Source organism: Massilia genomosp. 1 (assembly GCF_011682185.1).
GTDB lineage: Bacteria > Pseudomonadota > Gammaproteobacteria > Burkholderiales > Burkholderiaceae_D > Telluria_A > Telluria_A rubra.
In genome coordinates, this window is record NZ_WHJF01000050.1 from 12,352 (window position 1) to 35,396 (window position 23,045).

Sequence of the window (23,045 nt, forward strand, 5' to 3'; positions counted from 1 at the left end):
TAAGGAGGTGTTTGCATGTCCCATCCTGTCACCTATATTCATCTGGCGCCCGGCAGCCTGCCCACAGGGCGGGTGCAGCCGGCGCCGTACAAAATGGTGGTCATCGCCGACGCGGCGGTCGCGCCCGAATGGCAATCGCAGGTGAGCGACTGGATCGTCAAGTCCGGTTGCCGCTACATGATCGCCTGGGGCGTCGATTGCAGTTCCTGGGACGACGCGGTCGATATGGCCAATATCGAAGCATTCGACTTCGGCGATATCCCCGACCAGCATTTCATTCCCACTTCAGGGCATGCGGACGATCCGATCGAGGAGGTGTTCGGCTTTTGCAAGTACGACGCGGCGCACCCGCTGGTGGAACTCAAGCACACGGTGTTGCTGCATATTGCCGAAGCGGCGAACCAGGACGCGCTGCTGCACGCGTACGCGGCAGTGTGACGCGCCCGGGTCGCCGCCGACGCGCTCAGGAAACCCGCGCCCTGGAACGCTTGCCCAATCCGGCCGCGACCTCCCTGCGCACCGACGGGCTCTTGATCAGGCCCACCGCCAGCGCCTCGATACGGGCCGCGTCCTCAAGCTCGCCATTGCCGGCCAAAACGGTGAGTACCCGCTGGACTTCGCTGACGTAGGTCGTGATTTCGGCGCGCCGCTCGGGTAAGTGCGAGAACGGGCGCTGCTTGATCGCCGCAATGTCCTGTTCGAGCACGCGCGCCATCTCGCGCACGAACGGCTCGGCCGGCGGCATCAGTTTTGCCGCCAGGGCGTAGTCCTGCGCCTCCACAATGGCCGGCATGGCAATGAGCGCGCACTCGGCGGCAAAGGCCGGCGAGGCTGCGGCCAGCGCCTTGTAGTACTGATAGGTCGCCGCCGTATCGCCGAGTTCCGAATCGATGATGACGATATCCCAGAATGCTTCGCGGTCGTTGGCGCCGGCCAGCAGTGCCTTGGCCTTGTCGGCGCGGACGGTGCGCAGCGCGTCGAGCGCCTTGGGGTAGGCCCGGCCCAGTTCGGCCCACATGCCGACCAGGTAGTAGCGTATTTCTTCCAGCGCCGGATCTTCGTCCAGGGCGTGCTGGTAGAACCAGATAAAGCCTTGCAGCGCCTCGTTGTGGCGGCCCTCGTGCAGGGCGTCTTCCGCATCGCTGAAACGTGTCAGTGCTGTCATGATTTCCTTTTAAGTTGGGCAGCTCGCCCGAAAGGCGCATGATGCCATACTTGCCATCGGCGCAAAAGGCGCCACCGAAGAGCGTTGTACTCGCCGCCGATCTGGGGGATAATTCGTCCATGAACGATACCACTACACTCCCCCCATTGCCCGACCGCCTGTCGATCGACCCGCGCAGCCCTTTTCACAATGAAGCGGCGTTCGAACGCGACGTCGCCATCAAGCTCAACGGTAAAGAGCACCTGAATGTCGAGGAATATTGCATCAGCGAAGGCTGGATCAAGATTCCATCCGGCAAAGCGCTGGACCGCAAGGGTCATCCAATGCTGATCAAACTCAAAGGCACGGTCGAAGCGTTCTATAAATAGAACGATTTGATGCCATCCGGCCGCTTTCGGGCCGGGCTGGCGAGCCCGTGATCCAATTTTGTCCCCGCTGATGCCGCCGCGCTGTGTTTACATCGCGGTTGTGTCATCGGGGATATTCATTTGTGCAGAGGGGATGACGTGGTCTGGATACCGCAAGGCGGTTTTTGTCCGAGAACGGCGCAGCATGAATCCCGTGGCCCGCGCGCAACTGGACGCGCTGCGCCAGCACCTGCGCAGCGCCTCACTGGCCACGGCTGGCGGTTTCCGTCCGCCGCAGGACCCGCTGACGTCCTGGTTCGGGCGCGCGGTCGGCTTGCCGCATGAAACCTTGCCCGAGTTTGAGGGCAAGCCGATGTTCCCGCTGCTGCAAATCCGCGTGGCCGGACTGCCCTGCGTCCCCGGGCAGTTGCGCGACGTCGCCTTGCTGGTGCTGTTCCACAACCAGTCGCGCCATCCCTTCGATCTGCCGCACGGCGAAGGATGGCTGATCCGGGAGCGCCAAGGCAGGCGGCTATCCGTACGAAATCGTACACGGCGTCGGCCTTCACGACGTTGTGTTCCAGGCCGGCTCGGAAGAGAAGGTCGGCTGGATGTGGGGCGACAATGGCGTCGGCTACTTCTTCCGCGCGCCGGATGGCCAGTGGCGCTGGGATTGCCAGTTTTACTAGCACTTACTTAGGCGTCAAGCGTACAGGGGATACGACCCTGTCAGCACCTGCGGCGCGCTCGCCACCCGCACCATGTGGCTGAAGGCCGCCGACAGGCCACCCTGGCGGTCGAGCATGGTCCAGCCATCGCCTCGCTCTGCCAGCGTCGGCTTGCCCTCATGGGCCAGCACGAACAGCGACAGCACCGTGCCTTCGGTCAGTACATGGTCGGTGCCGAACCAGCGTTTCGGCTTCACGATCATCGGCGGCAGGTTCGGTTGTGCGCCGATCATATGGCCGGCAAAGTGCGGCGAGATGAAGATCCCCTTGTCGAGCGCCGACTTGCCCAGTTGCGCTACCAGCGCCGACACGGTCACGCCGGGGCGGCACAATGGTACGGCGGCGTCGATGCAGGCGCGGGCGTGCTCGAGCAGGAGGCGTCGTCGGGGCAGGATCGTGCCGGCCTGCATGCTCCAGTTCTGCACGCAAAATGCGCCTGCGCCGTCGGTGCCGCACACTGCCAACTTGAGTGCGTCGCCATCCTTGATCAGCGTGGTCCGGCCCGGAATCGCATTCATCGCCTGCGCATTGAGGCACACCGATATATCGTCGGGAAAGCCCATGTTGGTGCGCATCGTCAGGCCAATTGCCCGTTTCTTCGCTTGTTCGCGGGCCATGTCGGCCAGTTCGGCGGTGGCCATGCCCGGCTGGACTGCGCCGAGCACGGCGGCCATCAGCTCGCTGTGGGCATGCGCCAGGTCGGCCAGTTGCGCGTTCAGCGCCGGCGAATTGGGGGGGGGTAGGGCGGACAGTGGTAAACAACATCGGCATGGCGCAGTGCGGCGTAAGGGGAGCGCACGATACCATGCCTGCGTCTTGCCGGGCTGGTCTATGGTATAAGTTCGGCGATGAACGCCGGACAATTCCCCGCAGCATGAAAGACATCGTTCTCTACCTCGCGCCCTCGGTCGCGCTGGCGCTGGTGATCCGGGTGCTGGCCGGGACCCATCCCTTCTTTTTCCTGTTCACCGTGGCCGGCACCATCTGCCATGAGCTGGCCCATTTCGTGGCCGGCCTGCTGACCGGCGCTCGGCCCGCCTCGTTTACGGTGATCCCGCGCCGGGTCGGGCGCCACTGGGAGCTGGGCTCGGTCACCTTGACCCGGGTGCGCTGGTACAACGCCGCCCCGGCCGCCCTGGCGCCGCTGGTGATTGTGCTGCTGCCGTTCTGCGTGGCCTGGTGGCGCACGCGCCACCAGGCCTGGCAGTTCGACACGCGCGACCTGCTCATTGCGCTGGCGCTGGCGCCCCAGTTCCTCTCGTTCTGGCCATCGATGGTCGACTGGCGCATCGCGCTGCGCTCCTGGCCTTATCTGTTCATCATCGGCGCTGCGGGCTGGACGGTGTTCCACTTCCGCCCACACCTGTTTCAATTTGTAAATCCATGAAGCTGTAGCGCCGTCAGCCCGTAAGCTCGGTTTCGCGCCGCTGCGTGGCTCGCCCTGTCTTATGCCACTATCCTGTTAGAATCGGAAGCAGTAGCCGATTTAGCGGCTGGGCGCCCTTGCACTGCACGGTTTCGCCCGCAGATAACACCAGTTCCCGCTCGGAGAGACAACGAATGAAGAAGCACATGTTGATGGTCGCACTGGCATTTGCCGCGACGACACAAGCGGCAGTCCCGCAAGCCGTCAAGGCGGTTGCCCAGCCTGCCAAAGCCGGCGCCACGCCGCTCAAGCCGGTTGCCACGCAAACCCAGGCCGCCGCCTGGGCCGCCACGGTCTTCGGACGCCACCATTACAAGGTCACCCCGCTCGACGATGCGATGTCGGAAAAGATTTTCGACCGCTACCTCAAGTCGCTCGACAGCGACCGGCTGCATTTCCTGCAGAGCGATATCGACGGCTTCGAGCCGATCCGCACCAGGCTCGACGATGCGATCAAGGCCGAAAACCTGAGCACGCCGTTTTCCATGTACAGCCTGTACCAGCAGCGTTTCAACGAGCGTTTCGCGTATTCGCGTGAGCTGCTCAAAGGCAAGTTCGACTTCACCATCGACGAAACCTTCCAGATCGACCGCGAAAAAGCGGCCTGGCCAAAGAATATCGAGGAAGCGCGCGACCTGTGGCGCAAGCGCGTCAAGAACGACTGGCTGCGCCTGAAGCTCGCTGGTAAAGACGACAAGTCGATCCGCGAAACGCTCGACAAGCGCTACGAAAACTACGTCGGCCGCATGGGCAAGGTCGACAGCGAAGACGTGTTCATGACCTTCATGAACGCCTACGCCACCTCGATCGAGCCGCACACCAACTACCTCGGCCCGCGCTCGGCCGACAATTTTGCGATTTCCATGCGCCTCTCGCTCGACGGCATCGGCGCCGTGCTGCAGCAGCGCGAAGACTACACCGTCATCCGCGAAATCGTGGTCGGCAGCCCGGCCGGCATGTCCGGCAAGCTGAAAGTGGGCGACCGCATCGTCGGCGTGGCCCAGGCCGATTCGCCGGGCTTCACCGACGTGCTCGGCTGGCGCATCGACGACGTGGTCCAGCTGATCCGTGGTCCGAAGGAATCGGTGGTGCGCCTGAACGTGCTGCCGGTCGACGCCGGCACCGACGGCAAGACCGTCACGGTGGCGCTGGTGCGCAAGAAAATCAATATGGAAGAGCAGGCCGCCAAGAAAACCATCATCGAAGTCAAGGATGGCGGCGTCAAGCGCCGGGTTGGCGTGATTTCCTTGCCAACCTTCTACCTCGACTTCGAAGCGCGCCGCCGCGGCGACAAGGACTACAAGAGCGCCACGCGCGACGTGGCCCGCATCCTCGGCGAGCTCAAGAAAGATAAGGTCGACAATGTGCTGATCGACCTGCGCAACAATGGCGGCGGCGCCCTGGGCGAAGCGGTCGAGCTGACCGGCCTGTTCATCGACAAGGGCCCGGTCGTGATGCAGCGCAGCGCCGACGGCGGCGTGGCGGTCGAGAGCGACACCCAGGCCGGCCTGGCCTGGGATGGCCCGATGGGCGTGCTGATCAACCGTGGCTCGGCCTCGGCGTCCGAAATTTTTGCCGCCGCGATCCAGGATTACGGCCGTGGCCTGGTACTGGGCGAGCCGAGCTTCGGCAAGGGCACGGTCCAGACCCTGGTCAACCTCGACCGTGGCAACCCCGGCGAAAAAGCCCGCTATGGCGAGCTCAAGATGACGATCGCGCAATTCTTCCGCATCAACGGCGGCACCACGCAGTTGCGTGGCGTCACGCCCGACATCAAGATGCCGGTCACGTCCGACCCGGAAGGCTTCGGCGAATCGAGCTACGACAATGCCTTGCCGTGGGTGGCCATCAAGCCGGCGGTGTATACGCCGTCGGGCAATCTGAAGCAATTGATTGCCCCGCTGCAAAAACGTCACGAAACGCGCATTGCCAAGGACAAGGACTTCCAGTACTTGCAGGAAGACATGGCCGAGCTGCGTAAACTGCGCAAGGACAACGTGATTTCGCTCAACGAAGCGGTGCGCCGCAAGGAACGCGATGCGCTCGAAGCGAAGGCCAAGCAGCGCGAAGCGCGCCAGCTGGCCCTGCGCGCCGCCGTCACCGACGAGCCGGCCGATGTGAGCGACGCCAAGGATGCGCGCAGCAAGCTGGCGCCGCCGGCCAAGATGAGCAAAGCCGCCGCTACCAAGCCGAACCGCCAGGATGATGGCTTGCAGGCCGACGAGCGCAACCTGGCATCCGAACTGGCCGCCGAAAAAGCGGCCAAGGACGCCAAGGACGTGATGTTGCAGGAAGCGGCGCATATTCTCTCGGACGAGATCGAGATGCTCAAGGGCGATACGCGCATGGCGGCGCGCCTGATGCCTTACCTGCCGGCGGTCAAAGCCGGTAACTGAGTAGGGATGCGGTAAGTTGCAGCGACGGGGCCTGACGGCCCCGTCTGCGTTTACGCAGCGTGATGAGGCAATTGCAGTGTCGTGAGCCGGGCGTGGTCAGGTCTGGCTCACCTTTTTGCCGGCTACCTGGCGCGCTCGTTCGGCAACCTACTTGGGACGGTGCAGCGCGCAGAGTTTGTTGCCGTCCGGATCGCGAACGTAGGACAGATACATGGCGCCCATGTCGCTTTCCCGCAAACCTGGCGGGCCTTCGCAAGTGACGCCGCCATGTGCGAGCGCGACATCGTGAAATTGCGTTACCTGCTCGGGCGAACTGCATTTGAAGCCGATGGTCGCGCCATTGGCGCAGGTCGCTTGTTCACCGTTAATCGGCTCGGTGATGCAAAACGTGTTCCCATCGTGGCGGTAGAACAGCCGGGTGTGACCGGAAGCGGCCACGTTACGAATCGGCTCGCCGGCGCCGAGCATGCCGAGCAGCGCGTCGTAGAAGCGCTTCGAGCGCTCGATGTCGTTTGAACCTACCATGATGTGATTGAACATATTTTTCTCTCCTATTGCCCTGCGCATGTGGCCGGGCTGAATGTTGATGGTACTTAAAAGTAGACGGAGGCGGGCGCTATCGGATGTTCGACTGCTCCCACCTTGCCCCGAAAAAGTTCGTCGATCATAACGGTTTAACGGCTTGACGTGGGGCCAGATATGCGGGGTCTGTCTTTCATTTGCAAGATCATGCAGCTGAAAGGCGAAGCGATTGCGCATCCCTTTGCCGGCTACATTGCCCGGTGCGGTGTTGGAGACGTCCGCCACGCAGTTTTTCCTGCCAGAGCGATGACACCCGCCCGTGTTTACCTGTCTGGCGTGTCATCTTCTATTGTCTGTTTTCGACAGGGATCGACCGGGCCGAATTCCTCTCCCGAGAGAAGTTCGGAAAGGTCCAGAGGCGAAAGGCGTTTCATTTTTATCGTCGAGCTTCCGATCATCACGCCGGTCGTTTGCTTCCTTCCCTTCAGGCGCCTTCCGCGCATACTGCTGCACGAACCGGCCTAGTTCGCCAGCAAGTTGCGATTCTTTTCTGGTTGGTCTATCTGCCGCCATCAGCGCTCCCTGTCCGCGCCGCCTTCTCCCAGCCACCGCCCACGCACAACTGATCGAACTGCCGCGCCAGGTCGGCCAGCACCACATTGCCCAGGCTCTCGATCAAAATCGCTTCGGCCCGTTGCAGCGCGTCGCCCAGCGCCTGGTTGACCACCTTTTCAACAGCGCAGTCGGGATGCGCCTTATCGACCCCAATGGCGAACAAATGCGGCCCGCCCACCGCGCGATGGATGTCGAGCAGGGTCACCGCGCGCAAGTCGCAGGCCATCGACCAGCCGCCGTGCTTGCCCGCGCCGGACGTCACATATCCGGCCTCGCGCAAGCCGGCCATGGTGCGCCGCACCACCACCGGATTGGTATCGAGCATCCTGGCGATGTGTTCCGACGTTAAGGGGCCGTCATGCCTGGCCATGTGCAGCAGCACATGGAGCACGCGGGAAAGGCGGCTGTCTGTTCTCATTGAATGGGGCGATAAAAGGTGATCCGGGGCCCACAGTTTACCGCCTCCCGACACTGCCCGTGCATCCAAATTGCACCGGCAAAAGCCATCTTCCCAGGGCGATTTTTTCAGGTACAATCATTGTGAACGGTCGTGCTATTTTTTGGACGATAATAACAAAGGAGACTGTATGGACCTGAACTATACGAGCGAGGACCTGGCGTTCCGCGACCAGGCGCGCGCCTTTCTCGACGCCAATCTGCCGGCCGACCTGCAGCAAAAGGTGCGCAAGCACCTGCGCCTGGCGAAGGACGATTACGTGCGCTGGCACCGCATCCTGGCCGCGCAAGGCTGGGTGGCGCCGGGCTGGCCGGCCGAATCCGGCGGCCCTGGCTGGAGCGCCGTGCAGCGCCACATCTGGGATGACGAATGCGCGCGCGCCGGCACCCCGCCGATCCTGCCCTTCGGCGTGAACATGGTCGCCCCGGTCATCATGGCCTTCGGCAGCGACGAACAAAAAGCCCACTTCCTGCCGCGCATCCTCTCGTGCGAAGACTGGTGGTGCCAGGGCTACTCGGAACCGGGCGCCGGCTCCGACCTGGCATCGCTCAAGACGACCGCCGAACGCGATGGCGACTTTTATGTCGTCAACGGCCAGAAAACCTGGACCACCCTGGCCCAGCATGCCGACATGATCTTCTGCCTGGTGCGCACCGACAGCGGCGTGCGCAAACAGGAAGGCATTTCTTTTTTGCTGATCGACATGCACAGCCCCGGCGTGACGGTCCGTCCGATCATCATGCTCGACGAAGACCACGAAGTGAACGAAGTGTTCTTCGATAACGTGTACGTGCCGGTGCGGAACCTGGTCGGCAAGGAGAACAAGGGCTGGACCTACGCCAAATACCTGCTCGGGCACGAACGCACCGGGATTGCCGCCGTCGGCCGCTCGAAGCGCGAACTGGCTTCGCTCAAGCGCTTGTCCGCCACGCGCAACAAGAACGGCAAGCCGCTGATCGCGGACCCGCTGTTCGCCGCCAAGGTAGCCACGCTCGAGATCGAACTGATGGCGCTCGAGATGACCGTCATGCGCGTGCTGGCGCAGGAGCACAAGGCGCCCGGACCGGAAGCGTCGGTGCTCAAGGTGCGCGGCACCGAAATCCAGCAGACGCTCACGGAACTGATGGTCGAAGCGGTCGGCCCGATGGCGCTGCCGTTCGATGCCGCCTACCTCGAATCGGAAACGCCGCACAGCGTGTTCGACGATGACGACGCCGCGCCGCTGGCCGCGCACTACTTCAATCTCCGCAAGACCTCCATCTATGGCGGCTCGAACGAGATTCAACGCAATATCATCACCCAGATGATCCTGGGCCTGTGAGGGACTGAACATGGATTTCAACTTCAAGGAAGAACAGCTGGCCTTCGCCGATGCCCTCAAGCGCTGGGTGAGCAAGGACTACAGCTTCGAGGCGCGCAAGAAAATCGTTCATTCAAGCGCCGGCACCTCGGACGCCGCGTGGGCCGCGCTGGCCGAACTGGGCATGCTGGCGCTGCCGGTGCCGGAAGAGCAGGGCGGTTTCAACGGCACGGCGGTCGACATGTTCGTCGTCATGCAGGAGCTCGGGCGCGGCCTGGTGGTCGAACCGTATTTCGCCACCGTGCTCGGTGCGCATTTCCTGGCGCTGGGCGGCCAGCATCCCGAGCTGCTGGCGCAAGTGGCCGGCGGCGAACTCAAACTGGCCTGCGCGCTGGCCGAGAAACAGGCGCGCCATGACCTGTTGGACATCGCCACCAGCGCCGTCGCCAACGCCGGCGGCTACCTCCTCAATGGCCACAAGAGCGTGGTGGTGCATGGCGGCCAGGCCGGCAGCCTGATTGTCTCGGCGCGCAGCGGCGGCGAACAACGCGGCGCGGATGGCGTGTCGCTGTTCGTGGTGCCGCTCGACGCGCCTGGTGTGACCGTGCGCGATTATCGCACCCTCGACGGCCAGCGCGCCGCCGACGTCACTTTCGCCAACGTCCAGGTGCCGCCTGGTAGCCTGATCGGCGTCGAGGGCCAGGGCTGGGACTTGCTCGACGCCGGCGCCGATTACGGCGCCGGCTTGCTGTGCGCCGAAGCGCTGGGGGCGATGGAAGCGATCTTCGCCGCCACGCTCGACTACCTCAAGACGCGCACCCAGTTCGGCGCGCCGATCGGCAAGTTCCAGGCGCTGCAGCACCGCATGGCCGACATGTACATCCACCTGGAGCAGGCGCGCTCGATGGCGCTGCTGGCCGCGGTGCGCCTGGCCTCTTCCGACGTGGAAGAACGCCGCCGCACCGTTTCGGCGGCCAAGTTCCGCGTCGGCCAGGCGCTCAGGTTCGTCGGCCAGCAGGCGGTCCAGCTGCACGGCGGCATGGGCGTGACCGACGAACTGGCGGCCGCGCACCACTTCAAGCGCCTGACCATGATCGAGCTGTCGCTGGGCGACTCCGACCACCACCTGCAGCGCTTCATCGCGCAGCCGGGTTTTGCGACGGGCGCCATGGCATGAAGAAGAACACATGGTATTTCGAGGACTTTTTCGTCGGCCAGGAGATTGCCGTGGGCAGCCGCACTGTGAGCGAGGAAGAAATCATCGCCTTCGCCACCCAGTTCGACCCGCAGCCCTTCCACGTCGACCATGACGCGGCCGCGGCGTCCATCTTCGGCAGCGTGATCGCCAGCGGCTGGCACACCTGCAGCATGATGATGCGCATGGTGGTCGACAGTGTGCTGGGCGCTTCGTCGAGCATGGGTTCGCCGGGCCTGGACAAGGTGCGCTGGCTGCAACCGGTGCGCGCCGGCGACACGCTGACGGTCAGCTACATCACCACGCAGCTCAAGCCATCGCTCTCGCGTCCCGATCGTGGCGTGGTCTGGTCGACGTGGCAGGCCGTCAACCAGCACGGCGAGGTGGCATGCACCATCGAAGGCATGGGCATGTTCGGGCGTCGCCCGCAGGAGGCGGGCAATGCGTGAATTTTCCAGCCTGGCCGAGATGCAGGCGCTGGTGGGGCAGGAACTGGCGGTGTCGGACTGGGTCGAGATCACCCAGCAACGCGTGAACCAGTTCGCCGACGCCACCGACGACGACCAGTGGATCCATGTCGACCTGGAACGCTGCGCGCGCGAGTCGCCTTTCGGCGGCCCGGTCGCGCATGGCTTCCTGACCCTGTCGCTCATTTCCGGCCTGTTCGACCGGGCGCTGCGCATGGTCGACGCCAGGATGGTGGTCAACTATGGCTTGAACAAGGTGCGCTTTCCGGCCCCCGTGCCGGTCGGCAGCCGCGTGCGCGCGCGCCTGACGCTGCAGCGGGTCGAGCCGATCGACGGCGGCGCCCAGCTCGAATGGAGCGTCATCGTCGAGCGCGAGGGCGGCGCCAAGCCGGTCTGCGTGGCCGAACTGCTGGTCCGGCGCTACTGATGCCGCACCCGGCGGGGCCGCCCGGCCGCGCCTACACCACCGCCCTTGCCATCGCACCTAGCAGGAATCATGGGGCAATCCTGGCCGCATGGCGCGCCCGATGAGACTAGTATGAGCTGACGGGTAGCCTGTCGTCGTACGGTCGTCAGCCAGGAGTACGGATGAAAATTGCGAACTTGAAGATCGGTGTTCGTCTGGGGGCCGGTTTCGGCCTCGTTTTGCTGTTGATGGCGGCCCTGATCGCCACCGGCATCACCCTGCTCAACAGCGCCGGCGCCAGCACCCGGCGCATGGTCGACCACGAATGGGTCAAGGCCGAGGCCGCCAACGAGATCAATGTCGGCACGCGCGCCAATGCGCGCCGCACGCTCGAACTGTTCATCGTCACCGATCCTGCGCAACTGGCCAATATCCGCGCCCGCATCGAAGTGAACAAAAAGTCGATCGTCGCCGCGCTGGCGACGCTCGACAAACTGGTCGAGTCGCGCGAAGGGCGCGATCTGCTGGAGCGGGTCACGCGCGAGCGGGCCGTCTATGTGGGCGCGTATTCGCGCGTCGACAAGCTGATGGCCGAAGGCAAGCGCGATGACGCGGCCGCCCTGATGCGCACCGAGGGCCTGCCGGCGCTCGACGTCCTGCAAACCTCGATCAGCGACCTGGGCGCCTTGCAAAAGCGGCTGGTCGAAGCGGCCAGTGACGACGTAGGCCGCAGCATCGCCAGCGCGCGCAGCCTGATGCTGTGGCAGGGCGCGGCGGCGCTGGTGATCGGGGTGCTGGCCGGTTGGTCGATCACGCGCTCGATCACGCTGCCGATCAATGACGCGGTGCGGGTGGCCAGGACGGTGGCGGCGGGCGACCTGAGCGCCTCGATCGCGCCCGGTTCGTCCAGCGAGACCGGGCAACTGCTCGCGGCCCTGGGCGAGATGAACGCGGGACTGCGCAATATCGTCAACCAGGTGCGCAACGGGACCGATGCGATTGCCACCGCGTCGAGCCAGATCGCCAGCGGGAACATGGATTTGTCGGCGCGCACCGAGCAGCAAGCGAGCTCGCTGGAGGAGACCGCGTCGTCGATGGAAGAACTCACCTCGACCGTCAAGCAGAATGCCGACAATGCGCGCCAGGCCAACCAGCTGGCCATTTCGGCCTCGCACGTGGCGGTGCAGGGCGGTTCGGTGGTGGCGCAGGTGGTCGACACCATGGGGTCGATCAATGCATCGTCGCGCAAGATCGTCGAGATCATCAGCGTGATCGAATCGATCGCGTTCCAGACCAATATCCTCGCGCTCAATGCCGCCGTGGAGGCGGCGCGCGCCGGCGAGCAGGGGCGCGGCTTTGCGGTCGTCGCCAGCGAAGTGCGCAACCTGGCGCAGCGCTCGGCGGCGGCGGCCAAGGAAATCAAGATGCTGATCGACGATTCGGTGGAGAAGGTGGCCCAGGGCAGTGAGCTGGTCGACCGCGCCGGAACGACGATGCAGGCGATTGTCACGAGCATCAAGAGCGTGGCCGACATGATGGGCGAGATCACGGCGGCGAGCGTGGAGCAGACGGCCGGCATCGAGCAGATCAACCAGGCGATCACGCAGATGGACGAGGTGACGCAGCAAAACGCCGCGCTGGTCGAGCAAGCCGCCGCCGCCGCCGGTGCGCTGCAGGACCAGGCCGGAACGCTGGCGGGCGTGGTCAGCGTGTTCAAGCTGCCGGCCGGCGCCGAGCAAACCGGCGCCCGGCCCGCGCAGCGCGCGCTGTCGACACGCGGGCCGGGGGAAAGCGCCACGCGAGCGGTCGCCCCGGCCGTCGGACGCACGCGTGAAGTGGCCGCCGCCGGCCCGGACGACTGGGAAGAGTACTGAAACAGCTTGCTGGCCGCGAAGATCGATTTCCTTGATCTTGGCCAGCGGCGCCGAAGGGCGCGACCTGCTGGCGCAAATCAAGGTGCAGCGTGCGGCCTATGTGGCCTCGTTCGGCGCCGTCGGCAAGCGCCTCGCCGCGCAGGAGCGCGATGCGGCCGTGGCCACCATGCTGGACCAGACCCTGCCCGCGCTGGTGACCGGCGCCTTGTCCGGCTGGTTGATCACGCGTTCCCTCACCGCGCCGTCAAGCGCAATGCCGACAATGCGCGCCAGGCCAAGCAGCTGGCCATGGCGGCGTCGCGGGTGGCGCAGCAGGGCGCGGCCGTGGTGGCGCAGGTGGTCGAGACGATGGGGGCGATCAAGCAATCGTCGCGCAAGATTGTCGACATCATCGGCGTGATCGAATCGATCGCGTTCCAGACCAATATCCTGGCGTTGAATGCGGCGGTGGAAGCGGCGCGCGCCGGCGAGCAGGGGCGCGGCTTTGCGGTCGTTGCCAGCGAGGTGCGCAACCTGGCGCAGCGCTCGGCGGCGGCGGCCTTGCAGGATCAGGCGGGCGCGGGCCGGCGCCGGGGATGGCCAGCGCCAATGCCAAGGGGAGGGCGCCGCTGGAACGCCTGACCTTGGCCTGAGAGGCTGAGAGTCTTTCGATCATGCCCGCTCATCACGCCGGAAAGCGCCCGCGCGTCGTTGCAAATGCTCGCCATAGCCCGAGCTATGGCTGTGCTTTGCGCCTAGCTCGGCCACTCTCTGGCGCGCTGCTCGGGCACGCCCGAAAAACTCTCAACCTCTGAGGCAGCGGCGGCGGGCTTGGCGCCTAATCGGCCTGCAAGCAATACCGGTTGCGCCCACCCGCCTTGGCCTGGTACAGCAGCGCATCGGCTGTTTTTATCAGGCCGCCGGTGCTCAAGCCGTCGGCCGGCATCAGGCTGGCCACGCCCATGCTCAGGGTCAGCCACGGCGACGCGCCCGATTTTTCGTGCGGGATGGCCAGCTGGGCGATTTCGTCGAGCAGCTTCCTGGCCACCACCTCGGCGCCGCGCTTGTCTTCCTGCGGCAGCAAAATGACGAACTCCTCGCCGCCATAGCGCGCCACCAGGTCCTGCGGGCGCGCCGCCGCGCGCCGCATCGCCGCGCCCACCCGCACCAGGCTGTCGTCGCCGGCCTGGTGTCCGTAGGCGTCGTTGTACGCCTTGAAATGGTCGATGTCGGCGATGATCAGCGCCAGCGGCGTCTTGGCGCGCGCGCAGCGCCGCCATTCGGTATCCATCGCCTCGTCGAAGCCGCGCCGGTTGGCGACCCCGGTCAGGCCGTCGGTCAGGGTCAGCTCGCGCAGCGCGTCGCTCTGGCGCTTGACGGTCAGCTGCGTGCGCACCCGCGCCCGCACCACCGCCGCGTTGACCGGCTTGGTGATGAAGTCGGCCGCGCCGGCTTCCAGCGCGCGCGTTTCATCCTCGGGCGTCTTGAGGGCGGTGACAAAAATGATCGGGATATCGCGTGTCGCGCCCGACTCGCGCAAGGCCCGGCACACCGCGTAGCCGTCCATGTCGGGCATCATCGCGTCGAGCAGGATCAGGTCGGGACGCTGGGTCTGGGCGATATGCATCGCCTTGGCGCCGTTCATCGCAAACACCACCTCGTGCTCGTCCTGCAAGGCCTGGTGCAGGATCTGGATGTTTTCCATCGCGTCGTCGACGATCAGGATCCGTCCGTTCCTTGCCATATCGGTCCAACTCATGCATGGTCCCTTCGCTTCAAAATCTCTTGCACCTGCAGCGCGGCGTTGGCAAAACCGAGCGTGGCAACGGCGTCGCCCAGCGCGCCCACCACGGCCGGGGCCAGGGTCGCGTCCAGTGCCGGACGCAGGGCGTCGAAAGCCGACATCGCCTTCAGGTTGTTATTCTGAAGCAAACCAAGCAGTTCCGCCAGCGCCGCGTCGAGTTGTGCGGGGTCTTGTGTCCCGGGCCGTACGCCGGCGGTGGCCGGCGCGGGCAGGGCGCGCGCCGTCTCGAACACCGCCTGCAGCGCCTTGTCGAGGGCGCCCAGGCGCACCGTCAGCTCGGCGCTGCCGGCGCTGCGCAAGGCTTGTTCAAAATCGAACGCCAGCGCCGCCAGCTCGCTCGCCCCCAGGTTGGCCGCCACGCCGCGCAAGCGGTGTACCAGCTGGATCGCTTCCTGGCGCCGCTCGCCGCGCAGCAGCGCGCGCACCTCGTCCAGGGTCTCCCCTTGGGAACTCTCGAAACGCTTGAACAAGGTCACAAAATTGTCGAGATGACCACCGAAACGCGGCAAGGTCGATGCCAGGTCGATGCCGGGGATGTCGATGCGCGGCGCGCCGCCGGGCGCCGTGGCGCGGGGCGCGTGGCCGTCGCCGGGCGCCGCCGCGGGGGTGCCCGCGTCCTGGCCGGCATCGCGCAACTCGTTGCGCGCGCACACCCGGATCAGGGTATCGACCATGTCGTCCACATCGATCGGCTTGGCCACATGGGCGTTCATGCCGGCCGCGATCGCGTGGCGGCGGTCTTCCTCCATCGCGTTGGCGCTCATCGCGATGATCGGCAGCGCCGCGATGCCCATGCGCCGGATCGCTTCGGCCGCCTCGTAACCGTTCATTACCGGCATCTGGATATCCATCAGCACTGCGTCGTAGCGACTGGGGGCGTCGGCCAGCATGCTCACCGCGATGCGCCCGTTGCCCGCGATATCGACCGCGGCGCCGGCGTGCAGCAAGATGTATTTGGCCACCTCCTGGTTGATCGGGTTGTCCTCGACCAGCAGTACGTACATGCCCTTCAGGCGCCCGGCCAGCGGCGTTTCGGCGTTCGCGTCGGGGGCTGCCTTCCCGGTCTGCAGTTCGAGCGCCGCCGCCATCAGCGCCAGCCGCGTCACCGGTTTACTGAGGATGGCGTCGAGCTTGAGGTCATCCTGCAGGCCGACCAGCTGCTCGCGCGCGCTCTCGGCCACCATCAGCGCGCAGCGCGGCATGGCGATGGCCGGATCGGCGCGCGCGTAGGTCAACACGGCGATGCCGTCCAGTTCCGCCATCGCCGTATCGAGGAACATCAGGTCGAAGGGCGCGCCGGCGCGGCTGGACACGCGCAAGCGTTCGAGCGCCTCGGCGCCGCTGGCGGCGCTCTCGACGCGCCAGCCGACGCCGGCGCACATCTGTGCGATGGCGGCGCGCGCGCTGCGGTTGTCGTCCACCACCAGCACCGACAGGACGGCGCCGCCCGGCAAGTCGGGCAACTCGGGCAGCACGGCCGCGTCGTCGGGGGCGGCCACGCCGAAGGCCGCATCGAAATACAGCTCGGCCCCGGCGCCAAGTTCGCTGCGCACGCCCAGGGCGCCGCCCATCAGGCCGACCAGGCGGCGGCAGATCGCCAGTCCCAGGCCGGTCCCGCCGTATTTGCGGCTGGTCGAGCTGTCGCCCTGCGAGAAGGCGTCGAACATGTGCTCCTGCTGTTCAATCGCGATGCCGATGCCGCTGTCGCGCACCGAAAAGTCGAGCACCAGCACGCCGTCGTCCTCGCCGCGGCGGGTAATCGACAACACCACTTCGCCCTGGTCGGTGAACTTGATCGCATTGCCGATCAGGTTCAGCAGCACCTGCTCGAGGCGCAGCGCGTCGCCCACCACCGACAGCGGCACATCGGGCGCCACCGCGTACACCAGCTCCACGCCCTTGCCCCAGGCGTTGGCCGACAACAGCACCGACATGCTGTCGAGGACCTGGCACAGCCTGAAAGGCGCCGCTTCCAGCGCCAGCTGGCCCGTCTCGATCTTGGAAAAATCGAGCACGTCGGAGAGGATGCCCATCAGCGAGCGGGTCGACATCTTGATCTTGGCGACATAACTGCGCTCGCGCCGTTCCAGCGAACTTTCTTCGAGCAGGCGCGCCAGGCCCATGATGGCGTTCATCGGCGTGCGGATTTCGTGGCTCATATTGGCCAGGAACTCGCTTTTCGCGCTGCTGGCCGATTCGGCCCGTTCCAGCGCGCCGATCAACTGCTCGTTGAGCGACTGCTGGCGCAACTCGGTGCGTTTCAGTTCCGACACGTCGGAGATCAGTACGTAAAAGCCGCGCACCGCGCCATCCTCATCGAAGTCGGGGATATAGTTGGCCCAGGTGTGGCGCAGCTCGCCGGAGGCCGAAGTGAGCTCGCGCGCGAAGTGGGTGGCCTTGCCGGCCAGGACCTCGCGCAGGTGGGGAGCGATGTCGGCCATGGTGTCGGGTCCGAGCACATCGTCCATGCTGGCGCCAGTCATCTCAAAGGCGCTGCGCCCGCACAGCTCCAGGTACAGGCGGTTGGCGAACTGGCAGCGCAGCTCCGCATCCCAGTAGGCGACCATGCCGGGCACGTTGTCGGTGACGGTGCGGATGAAGCGCTCGCTCTGCTCCAGGCGTTCGCTGGTGGCGCGCAGCGCTTTTTCGGCGGCCACGCGCTCGCTGATATCGCGCACGGTCGACTGCAAGATGCCCTTGCCGCCGATGTTGACGCTGGTGAGCAGCACATCGGCGTTGAACAGGGCGCCGTCGCGGCGCATGTGCAGCCACTCGAAGTGATGGCTGCCGGTCTCGATCGCGTAGCGGATGAACTGTTCGGCCTTGTCGGCCGAGCGCCGTCCGTCGGGCTGGAATTCGGGCGAGGTGGTGGCCAGCGACAGGGTCAGGAATTGCTCGATGCCGGTGCAGCCGAAGATGCGCACGGCGGCCTGGTTGCCGCCGATGAAACCGGCGCCCTGGGCGATCAGCATATGGGCGTCGCCCGACATTTCGTACAGCGCGCGGAACTGCTCGTTGACGTCGCGCAGGCGCTCCGACAGCAGCTTGCGTTCGCTCACATCGAGCACCACGGCGCTGATGCCGACCAGCGCGTGGTCGGCCCCGAACACCGGATGGTAGCTGACCACCCAGTGGCTCTCCACATCGGGCGAGCCGGGCACCGAGCGCGATTCATGCACCGACTGGATCGGCAGGCCGGTATCGCGCACCTGGCGGTAGGCCTGCTCGTACTGCTCGCCTAGGGGCCCGAGCAACTCGGGCAGGGTGCGCCCCAGGTGATCGGCCACCGGGATCGCATTGATGGCGGCCAGGTAGTCGTTGACCATGACCACGCGCAGGTCGGTATCGAGCAGGGCCAGGCCAACCGGCGCGGTCGCGTAGACCGTTTCGAGCAGGGCGTTGGCGCGTTGCAGTTCGCCGGTGCGCCCGGCGACCAGGGTTTCGAGGTTGTTGCGGTAGCGTTGCAGCTCGCCGTCCATGTGCATGAGGGCGCCGGCCACCTCGGCCACTTCGCGGATCCGCATCGGCGGCAGCACCATCGGCTCGCCGCGCCCGAGCGCCGCCGCCGGCGCGCACAGCGAGCGCACCGAGCGCCCGATCACGCCGCCGATGGTCCAGGCGGCGGCGAAACCGACCACCAGCAGCGCGGCCACGCTGAGGAACATGCTGGCCAGGGCCTCGCGCATGTCGTCGTAGGCGGCGTCGCGCGGCAGGGCCACGGTGGCGTACCAGCCGCGCTTGGGAGAGCGCTGCAGGCTGGAGATGACGCGGTGGCCCTCGCGCGCGGTCAGTTCGAGCGTGCCGGCGTTGGCGCGCCGCGCCAGCGCGGCCATTTCGGGACGGGCCGGCGAGCCGATGAATTTGTCGGGGGCGATGCTGCGCGCGACAAAGATGTCGCGCCGGTCGAACACCTGCGCGTTCCAGCGCGGCGGCAGGCGCTGCTCGGCCAGCAACTGGTTAAAGCGCTCCGGGCGCAACTGGGCCGACAGCACGTACACCACCTCGCCCTGGCGCCGCACCGGCACCTCGACCGACACGGTGTAGGGGGCGCTGGGGCTGGCGCGGTACAGGTCCGAGGTGGCGGCCTGGCCGCTGCGGGCCACCTGGCGGATGGTCTCGGCGTTGCCGTTGGGCGGCAGGGGCAGGCCGTGGGCGACGCGGGTGTTGAGCAGGGGCTTGCCATCGAGGTCGCTCAGCACGAAGGCGTCGCCGGGGAACTCGGGGCCGAGGATCGAGCGCGCCTGGTGGTGGAACTCGGCCAGGTCGGCGCGGGTCAGGCTGGGCGAGCTGGCCAGCGCGCGGGCGGCGGTTTCGCCGGCATCGAGATCGCGCTCGACGGCCATGAGCACGTTTTGCGCCAGCCGTTCGGCATCGCCCAGCAGGTCGGCCCGTTCGCGCCGGAAGGAATCGTAGGACAGGGCGGCAAAGCCGACCAGGGTCGGCACGGCGCAGGCGAGGACCAGGGTGGCGGTCTTCGAGCGGATCGAGGGGAGGGGGGGACGCGATGAAAACGACACTGCCCGCACCTTTCGTCGCATCAAACGCGGCGCCACGCACCGCTCTGGGAACGATGGTAGCCGAGCAGGCGTTTTCTTCAAAGCACTTTACGCCAGTCGTGCGCGGCTTTGCACTTGCCATATCGGCCAGCAACACTGAACCGGGGTCTGACCTTCATGGCGTTAACTTAAGCTCCGTCTTTCCCGCCTGCGCGGGAAAGACGGTTTTTAGGTTTGTGGCCAGAAAGCCGCTTAACTTAACGCCATTAGGGTCAGGCCCCGGTTGAGAAACGGTCAAGAGCTGTTGCTGGCGCGCTGGCGGCGGTTCAGGAGCGGGTGATCGGCAGCGCCAGGTCTTCGCCCAGCTTGACATGCTTGGCCAGTTCGATCTTGGCGATGGCGTTGCGATGTACTTCGTCCGGCCCGTCGGCCAGGCGCAGGGTGCGGTTGCCGGCCCATTGGTAGGCCAGCGGGAACTCGTCCGACACGCCGGCCGCGCCATGCGCCTGGATCGCCCAGTCCAGCACCTGCTGGGCCACGTTCGGCGCCAGTACCTTGATCATGGCGATTTCCGCCTGGGCGTGCTTGTTGCCTACAGTATCCATCAACGCCGCGGTCTTGAGCGTCAGCAGGCGCGCCGTGTCGATCTGGATGCGCGACTCGGCGATGCGCTCGCGCCACACCCCCTGCTCGGATATCTTTTTACCGAAAGCAACGCGGCTGTTCAGGCGCAGGCACATCAGCTCCAGCGCGCGCTCGGCCACGCCGATGGCGCGCATGCAATGGTGGATACGGCCCGGTCCCAGGCGGCCCTGGGCGATTTCGAAGCCGCGCCCCTCGCCCAGCAAGAGGGAGGAGGCTGGCACGTACACGTTCTCGAACAGGATTTCGCAGTGGCCGTGCGGGGCGTCGTCGTAACCGAACACCGGCAGCGGGCGGACGATGGTGATGCCGGGTGTGTCGGCGGGAACGAGGATCATCGATTGCTGGGCATGGCGCGCCGCTAGCGGGTCGGTCTTGCCCATGACGATGAAGATCTTGCAGCGCGGATCGCCCGCGCCCGAAATCCACCACTTGCGCCCATTGATCACATAGTCGCCGCCGTCTCGTTCGATGCGGGTTTCGATATTGGTCGCGTCCGACGAGGCCACGGCCGGTTCGGTCATGGCGAAGGCCGAGCGGATATCGCCGCGCAGCAAGGGTTCGAGCCAGGTGTGCTTGTGTTCTTCGCTGCCGTAGCGTTCGATCGTTTCCATATTGCCCGTGTCGGGCGCGGCGCAGTTGAACACTTCCGGCGCCCAGCCGACCCGGCCCATGATTTCGCACAGCGGCGCGTAGTCGAGGTTCGACAATCCTTCCGGCGCGCGCACCGATTTCGGCAGGAACAGATTCCACAGGCCCTGTTCGCGCGCCAGCGGCTTGAGCCGCTCGATCAACGCGGTTGGAATCCAGCGGTTGCCCTTCTGGGTGCCGTTATTGTCGACTTCCTGCCTGAAGGCGTTTTCGTTCGGATAAACGTGCTGGTCCATGAAGGCGAGCAGGCGCGCCTGCAATGCTTTGCAGCGGTCGGAGTAATCGAAGTTCATTGGTTTTCCTTGGAAAGAGAAATGGCGCGCTGCGCATACTGCCAACCGAGTTCGGCCATCGGGCGGGCGGCCTTGCCATTCTCGAGGGCCTGGGCACTCGACGCGGTGCCGTCGACGTAGCGTTTCATGATGCCCTGCATGATGCCGGCCAGGCGGAACATATTGTAGGCCAGGTAAAAATTGAAATCCTCGATGCGGATGATCTTGCCGGTGCGCGCCGCGTACGCGGCGATGTAGGCTTCCTGGGTGGGAATGCCGAGTGCGTCCAGGTCGAGTCCGGCGATGCCGCGGAACTGGCCGGGTGCGATGTGCCAGCTCATGCAATGGTAGGAAAAATCCGCCGCCGGATGGCCCAGGGTCGACAGTTCCCAGTCGAGCACAGCGAGGATGCGCGGCTCGGTCGGGTGGAAGATCATATTGTCGAGGCGGAAGTCGCCATGCACGATGGCCGTATCGTCGCCTGGCGGAATGTGATGCGGCAGCCAGGCGATCAGCTGGTCCATGGCCTCGATGGGCTCGGTGACCGAGGCCTGGTACTGGCGTGTCCAGCGTTCGATCTGGCGCACGAAATAGTTGCCGGGCTTGCCGTAGTCGGCCAGCCCGATGGCGGCGTAGTCGACTGTGTGCAGGGTGGCGATGACACGGTTCAATTCGTCGTAGATGGCGCCGCGTTCGGCTGGCGTCATGCCGGGCAGGGACTGGTCCCACAGCACGCGGCCGTCGACGAATTCCATGACATAGAAGGCGCGCCCGATGACCGACTCGTCGATGCACAGCGCGTACTGGCGGGCGGCGGGAAAGCCGGCTTTCTGCAAGGCATCCATGACGCGAAATTCGCGCTCGATGGCGTGAGCGGACGGCAACAGCTTGGCGGCCGGGCCGGGCTTGGTGCGCAACACATAATGCTGGCCGCCGGCGCTGATCTTGAAGGTGGGATTGGACTGGCCGCCCTTGAACTGCACGACCTCCAGCGGGCCGCCGGGATAGCCCTGCACATGCGCGCGCAGATAAGCGTCGAGGGCATCGACGTCGAATTTCTGGCGCTCCGAGACCGGCTTGGTCCCCATCATTTCCTCGAACATCATGTCTCCTGCTGGTTAGGTGAGATCTATTCTAGCTCATGAATAGAACGATCGTACTAATTTCTGCTTTTCCTACAACCGGGGTCAGAGCATTAATTAGCAATAGTTGCACAGGTAGCGATAAAACGTGAAAAGTCGAAGAAATATTGCGAATCAGAGGTCAGACCCCTGGTTGCTATGAGGACATTTTTTTGGTTAAGGATTGACGTCTTTTGAGAGGGAAGGCGACGCGCGCAAGAGTGCCCTGAGGCGAATTCCTACTGCAATCCTTCGCCAATTTCCCGCGATATCTTCCACAACCCCTACAACCGGGGTCTGACCTTAATGGCGTTAACTTAAGCTCCGTCTTTCCCGCGCAGGCGGGAAAGACGGTTTTTAGGCTTGTGGCCAGAAAGCCGCTTAACTTAACGCCATTAGGGTCTGACCGCAATTGAGAAATGTTTCAAGTTAAAGCTCTGACCCCGGTTGAGGGGTGTTGCTGATGTCACAGTCAGCGAGAAAGGCGGTATTGCTCGTACAGTTGTTCCATCGTGGTGCTGCGGGTGCTCGTTTGCAGCGGGGCCGGCGGGGAGTAGTTGACGAAACGGACTACCCAGTCGCCCTCGGCTTCACCGACGTCGAGCGCGTTGATGCAGCCGGCCGTTTGCGATAGCCCGCCCAGGAATATGCGCTGCCCCGTCAGCGCCAACGATAAAATCGCACAGTTCACGCCCCCGTGCAGCACCAGCAGCACCGTGCCCCAGTCGTCCTGGCCGCGCAAACGCGTCACCGCCGGGTGGATCCGGTCCATCAGCTGGCCAACCGATTCGCCTCCCAAAAAGCGCTTGTCTTCACCAACCATGCCTTCGAACGCCCCCGTGAACGCTTCCTTGAGATCGGCATCGGCAATGGTCGAGAGCCGCCCGCCGCGAATTTCTTCGAACTCCGGCCAGATGTCGATGTCTATCCCTTGTCCCGTCGCCGCGAGCACGCGCGTGGCCGTTTCAACCGTGCGCGGCAGGCCGGAGACGATCACCCGGTCGAAGTGGATGCCTTCGGCGGCAAAGGCATGCCCGGCGGCACTGGCCTGGGCGCAGCCTTGCTCGTTGAGTGCTACGGTTTCGGGAAGGAAGGGCTTGCCGCCGGCGTCGAAATAGGTAACGCTGCCATGGCGCATCAAGTACACGCGCCGGCGCTGGGAGGTAGGAAACATGGGTCCTT

General features: G+C 65.2%; 19 protein-coding genes and 1 pseudogene. 11 read left to right on the forward strand and 9 right to left on the reverse strand.

The window, feature by feature from the left end:
* Positions 1–15: 15 nt before the first annotated feature.
* Positions 16–438: a DUF7684 family protein gene (locus F1735_RS18670; RefSeq protein ID WP_187364290.1), complete on the forward strand. Its 423-nt coding sequence runs from the start codon at positions 16–18 to the stop codon at positions 436–438.
* A 25-nt stretch (positions 439–463) separates the two neighbouring features.
* On the opposite strand, the gene F1735_RS18675 is transcribed toward F1735_RS18670, so the two are convergent.
* Entirely contained in the window at positions 464–1,165 is a 702-nt protein-coding gene (locus F1735_RS18675) for a hypothetical protein (RefSeq protein WP_167238338.1), read from the reverse strand.
* Between the two features lie 119 nt (positions 1,166–1,284).
* On the opposite strand from F1735_RS18675, the gene F1735_RS18680 reads away from it, so the two are divergent.
* Together F1735_RS18680 and F1735_RS38595 are read left to right on the forward strand one after the other, a co-directional pair.
* A complete protein-coding gene (locus F1735_RS18680) occupies positions 1,285–1,533 on the forward strand; it encodes a DUF3297 family protein (RefSeq protein WP_166897872.1) in 249 nt (82 codons plus the stop codon).
* A gap of 184 nt (positions 1,534–1,717) precedes the next feature.
* Positions 1,718–2,212, forward strand: coding sequence for a hypothetical protein (locus F1735_RS38595; RefSeq protein WP_222853026.1), 495 nt, complete (start codon positions 1,718–1,720; stop codon positions 2,210–2,212).
* Between the two features lie 3 nt (positions 2,213–2,215).
* Here F1735_RS38595 and F1735_RS18690 read toward each other — a convergent pair whose 3' ends face one another.
* On the reverse strand, positions 2,216–3,103 hold the full coding sequence (locus F1735_RS18690; RefSeq protein WP_267876677.1) for a M24 family metallopeptidase: 888 nt from the start codon (positions 3,101–3,103) through the stop codon (positions 2,216–2,218).
* Positions 3,104–3,114: 11 nt separating this feature from the next.
* On the opposite strand from F1735_RS18690, the gene F1735_RS18695 reads away from it, so the two are divergent.
* Positions 3,115–3,627: a hypothetical protein gene (locus F1735_RS18695; RefSeq protein WP_167238340.1), complete on the forward strand. Its 513-nt coding sequence runs from the start codon at positions 3,115–3,117 to the stop codon at positions 3,625–3,627.
* Positions 3,628–3,800: 173 nt separating this feature from the next.
* Positions 3,801–6,062 carry a carboxy terminal-processing peptidase gene (locus F1735_RS18700; RefSeq protein ID WP_167238341.1) on the forward strand — a complete coding sequence of 754 codons (2,262 nt, stop codon included), beginning with the start codon at positions 3,801–3,803 and terminating at the stop codon, positions 6,060–6,062.
* A gap of 147 nt (positions 6,063–6,209) precedes the next feature.
* On the opposite strand, the gene F1735_RS18705 is transcribed toward F1735_RS18700, so the two are convergent.
* Together F1735_RS18705 and F1735_RS18710 are read right to left on the reverse strand one after the other, a co-directional pair.
* On the reverse strand, positions 6,210–6,602 hold the full coding sequence (locus F1735_RS18705; protein WP_167238366.1) for a VOC family protein: 393 nt from the start codon (positions 6,600–6,602) through the stop codon (positions 6,210–6,212).
* Between the two features lie 541 nt (positions 6,603–7,143).
* Entirely contained in the window at positions 7,144–7,617 is a 474-nt protein-coding gene (locus tag F1735_RS18710; RefSeq protein WP_167238342.1) for an Rrf2 family transcriptional regulator, read from the reverse strand.
* 169 nt (positions 7,618–7,786) lie between these two features.
* On the opposite strand from F1735_RS18710, the gene F1735_RS18715 reads away from it, so the two are divergent.
* The 6 genes and pseudogenes from F1735_RS18715 to F1735_RS18740 form a co-directional block, all read left to right on the forward strand.
* On the forward strand, positions 7,787–8,977 hold the full coding sequence (locus F1735_RS18715) for an acyl-CoA dehydrogenase family protein (protein WP_167238343.1): 1,191 nt from the start codon (positions 7,787–7,789) through the stop codon (positions 8,975–8,977).
* Between the two features lie 10 nt (positions 8,978–8,987).
* Entirely contained in the window at positions 8,988–10,133 is a 1,146-nt protein-coding gene (locus tag F1735_RS18720; protein ID WP_167238344.1) for an acyl-CoA dehydrogenase family protein, read from the forward strand.
* On the forward strand, positions 10,130–10,600 hold the full coding sequence (locus F1735_RS18725; protein ID WP_167238345.1) for a MaoC family dehydratase: 471 nt from the start codon (positions 10,130–10,132) through the stop codon (positions 10,598–10,600). Before F1735_RS18720 ends, F1735_RS18725 begins: the two co-directional genes overlap by 4 nt.
* A complete protein-coding gene (locus F1735_RS18730; protein WP_167238346.1) occupies positions 10,593–11,045 on the forward strand; it encodes a MaoC family dehydratase in 453 nt (150 codons plus the stop codon). The genes F1735_RS18725 and F1735_RS18730 overlap by 8 nt, the downstream gene beginning before the upstream one ends.
* 161 nt (positions 11,046–11,206) lie before the next feature.
* Entirely contained in the window at positions 11,207–12,898 is a 1,692-nt protein-coding gene (locus F1735_RS18735) for a methyl-accepting chemotaxis protein (RefSeq protein ID WP_167238347.1), read from the forward strand.
* A gap of 243 nt (positions 12,899–13,141) precedes the next feature.
* Positions 13,142–13,438: pseudogene (locus tag F1735_RS18740) on the forward strand (methyl-accepting chemotaxis protein); the annotation flags it as partial.
* 277 nt (positions 13,439–13,715) lie between these two features.
* Here the strand turns inward: F1735_RS18740 and F1735_RS18745 are convergent.
* From F1735_RS18745 to F1735_RS18765, 5 genes are all read right to left on the reverse strand, one after another.
* Entirely contained in the window at positions 13,716–14,636 is a 921-nt protein-coding gene (locus tag F1735_RS18745; RefSeq protein ID WP_167238348.1) for a diguanylate cyclase, read from the reverse strand.
* The gene (locus F1735_RS18750; RefSeq protein WP_167238349.1) at positions 14,633–19,198 is read right to left on the reverse strand and encodes a PAS domain-containing protein; all 4,566 of its coding nucleotides are present in this window, start codon (positions 19,196–19,198) and stop codon (positions 14,633–14,635) included. Before F1735_RS18750 ends, F1735_RS18745 begins: the two co-directional genes overlap by 4 nt.
* Before the next feature lie 305 nt (positions 19,199–19,503).
* A complete protein-coding gene (locus tag F1735_RS18755) occupies positions 19,504–20,763 on the reverse strand; it encodes an acyl-CoA dehydrogenase family protein (RefSeq protein WP_167238350.1) in 1,260 nt (419 codons plus the stop codon).
* Complete coding sequence (locus tag F1735_RS18760) at positions 20,760–21,845, reverse strand: phosphotransferase (RefSeq protein ID WP_167238351.1); 1,086 nt, start codon at positions 21,843–21,845, stop codon at positions 20,760–20,762. Before F1735_RS18760 ends, F1735_RS18755 begins: the two co-directional genes overlap by 4 nt.
* A 490-nt stretch (positions 21,846–22,335) precedes the next feature.
* Entirely contained in the window at positions 22,336–23,037 is a 702-nt protein-coding gene (locus F1735_RS18765) for a histidine phosphatase family protein (RefSeq protein ID WP_229505850.1), read from the reverse strand.
* Positions 23,038–23,045 lie beyond the last annotated feature (8 nt).